The following is a 2476-nucleotide window of genomic DNA, read 5'->3' as shown; positions in this document are numbered from 1 at the left end:
TGTTGATTGCCACTGAGAAGTGACCCGTTAGGCGGGACTATTTCCATCGAGATTTGACCCATGTTCCAACCGTGCCCTGGCTGTTTTCAGCGGGGGCTGTGGAGTGATCGACATGGCGTTACTGAGCGTTATCCGACGCTGGCATTTTCGAGAGCATCTATCGATCCGGGAGATCGGCCGCAGGACCGGTCTTTCCCGGAACACCATTCGCAAATATCTTCGATCCGACGGCGTGGAGCCGCAGTTCAAGGTCCCAGATAGACCAAGCAAACTGGATCCCTTCGCGGATCGGCTGGCGGCATGGTTGAAGACCGAAGCCAATAGACCGCGCAAGCAAAAGCAAACCCTCAAGCAGCTTCACGCCAATCTGGTGAGCCTGGGGTTCGAGGGGTCCTACAATCGCGTGGCAGCCTTTGCCCGGGAATGGCGAGCGGACCGGCAACGCGAACTGCAGACTTCAGGACGCGGGACCTTCGTGCCCTTGAGTTTTGCCCCTGGCGAGGCTTTCCAGTTCGACTGGTCCGAAGACTGGGCCATCATCGGCAGTGAGCGCACCAAGCTGCAGGTGGCGCACACCAAGCTCAGCTATAGCCGAGCCTTCATCGTCCGAGCCTATCTGCTGCAAACCCACGAGATGCTGTTCGATGCTCATACCCACGCCTTCCGGGTATTTGGCGGCATTCCGCAGCGCGGCATCTATGACAATATGCGCACTGCCATCGACAGGGTCGGCCGCGGCAAGGAGCGGGACGTCAATGCCCGGTTCCAGGCCATGGCGAGCCATTATCTGTTCGAGCCAGAGTTCTGTAACCCGGCCTCTGGCTGGGAGAAGGGCCAGGTCGAGAAGAACGTGCAGGACGCTCGCCACCGGCTCTGGCAGCCCATCCCTCGCTTTCCAACCCTCGACGCGCTCAACGACTGGTTGGAGACTCGTTGCAAGGAACTCTGGTCCCAGACCGCTCACGGCAGAATGGGTGGCACTATTGCCGATCTCTGGGCGGAGGAAGTGCCAAGCCTCATGCCGGCATCGCGGCCGTTCGATGGCTTTGTCGAATATACCAAGCGGGTCACGCCAACCTGCCTCGTGCATCTGGACCGCAACCGCTACAGCGTGCCGGCCTCGTTTGCCAATCGGCCGGTCAGTCTCAGGGTCTATCCCGATCGGATCGTTGTCGCGGCCGAGGGCATGGTCATCTGCGAGCACCATCGTATCATCGATCGCTCCCATGATCAGCCCGGCCGGACAGTCTATGACTGGCGCCACTATCTAGCTGTGGTGCAGCGCAAACCGGGCGCCCTACGCAATGGCGCGCCTTTTGCCGAACTGCCGGATGCCTTCAGAACGCTGCAGCAGCACCTGCTCAAGAAGCCTGGCGGTGATCGGGAGATGGTCGAGATCCTGGCGCTGGTGCTGCAGCACGACGAGAATGCCGTGCTCGTGGCCGTGGAGATGGCGCTGACGGCGGGTGTGCCCACCAAGACCCACGTGTTGAACTTGCTGCACCGCCTGGTTGACGGCAAAGCCATTACGCCGCCGACCATCAATGCGCCCCAGGCTCTGGTGCTGACCAATGAGCCAAAGGCCAATGTCGAGCGCTATGACGCGCTGCGCAAAGCCGCGGAGACCCGCCATGCGTCATAACCCAGCTGCCGGCGCTGTTATCATCATGCTCAAAAGCCTCAAAATGCACGGCATGGCCCAGGCCGTGGGCGAGTTGACCGAGCAAGGTGCTCCAGCCTTTGAGGCCGCTATCCCCATCCTGTCGCAACTGCTCAAGGCCGAGACGGCAGAGCGAGAGGTGCGATCGACAGCCTATCAGCTCAAGACCGCTCGCTTCCCCGCCTACCGTGACCTCAATGGCTTCGACTTCTCCAGCAGCGAGATCAACGAGGCGCTGGTGCGCCAGCTTCATCGCTGCGACTTCCTGGAGGAGGCCAACAATATCGTGCTGGTTGGCGGCCCAGGAACCGGCAAGACCCACATTGCCACTGCCATCGGTGTGCAGGCGATCGAACACCATCAAAAGCGTGTTCGCTTCTTCTCGACCGTCGAGTTGGTCAACGCGCTCGAGCAGGAGAAAATGCAAGGAAAGGCCGGTCAGATTGCAGGGCGCCTCGCTTATGCCGATCTCGTCATTCTCGACGAGCTAGGATACCTGCCGTTCAGCGCTTCAGGTGGCGCTTTGCTCTTCCATCTGCTCAGCAGGCTCTACGAGCACACCAGCGTCGTCATCACCACTAATCTCAGCTTTAGCGAATGGGCCAGCGTGTTCGGTGACGCCAAGATGACCACGGCCTTGCTCGATCGCCTCACCCATCACTGCCACATCCTGGAGACGGGAAACGACAGCTTCCGCTTCAAGAACAGCTCAGCCCATCCGCCGCCAAAACCAAAGGAGAAACCTAGACCCTTGACCGCAACACCTGACACGAAACAAAACTAACAGGCGGGTCACTTCTCAATGGAAAACCCGGG

2 protein-coding genes are annotated in these 2476 nt (G+C 60.1%); both read left to right on the top strand.

Going from position 1 to position 2476, the window contains the following annotated elements:
* Positions 1–112 precede the first annotated feature (112 nt).
* Positions 113–1642 (top strand): IS21 family transposase, encoded by a 1530-nt coding sequence (istA, locus tag ACSQ2A_RS22985; protein WP_436074161.1) that lies wholly within the window; start codon positions 113–115, stop codon positions 1640–1642.
* A complete protein-coding gene (gene istB / locus ACSQ2A_RS22980) occupies positions 1632–2444 on the top strand; it encodes an IS21-like element helper ATPase IstB (protein WP_436074160.1) in 813 nt (270 codons plus the stop codon). Before istA ends, istB begins: the two co-directional genes overlap by 11 nt.
* The last annotated feature ends 32 nt before the right edge of the window (positions 2445–2476 follow it).

This window comes from Devosia sp. LjRoot3, assembly GCF_964252865.1.
Lineage (GTDB): Bacteria > Pseudomonadota > Alphaproteobacteria > Rhizobiales > Devosiaceae > Devosia.
Note: the sequence above shows the minus strand (reverse complement) of the source record. Positions and strands in the feature narration are given on the sequence as shown.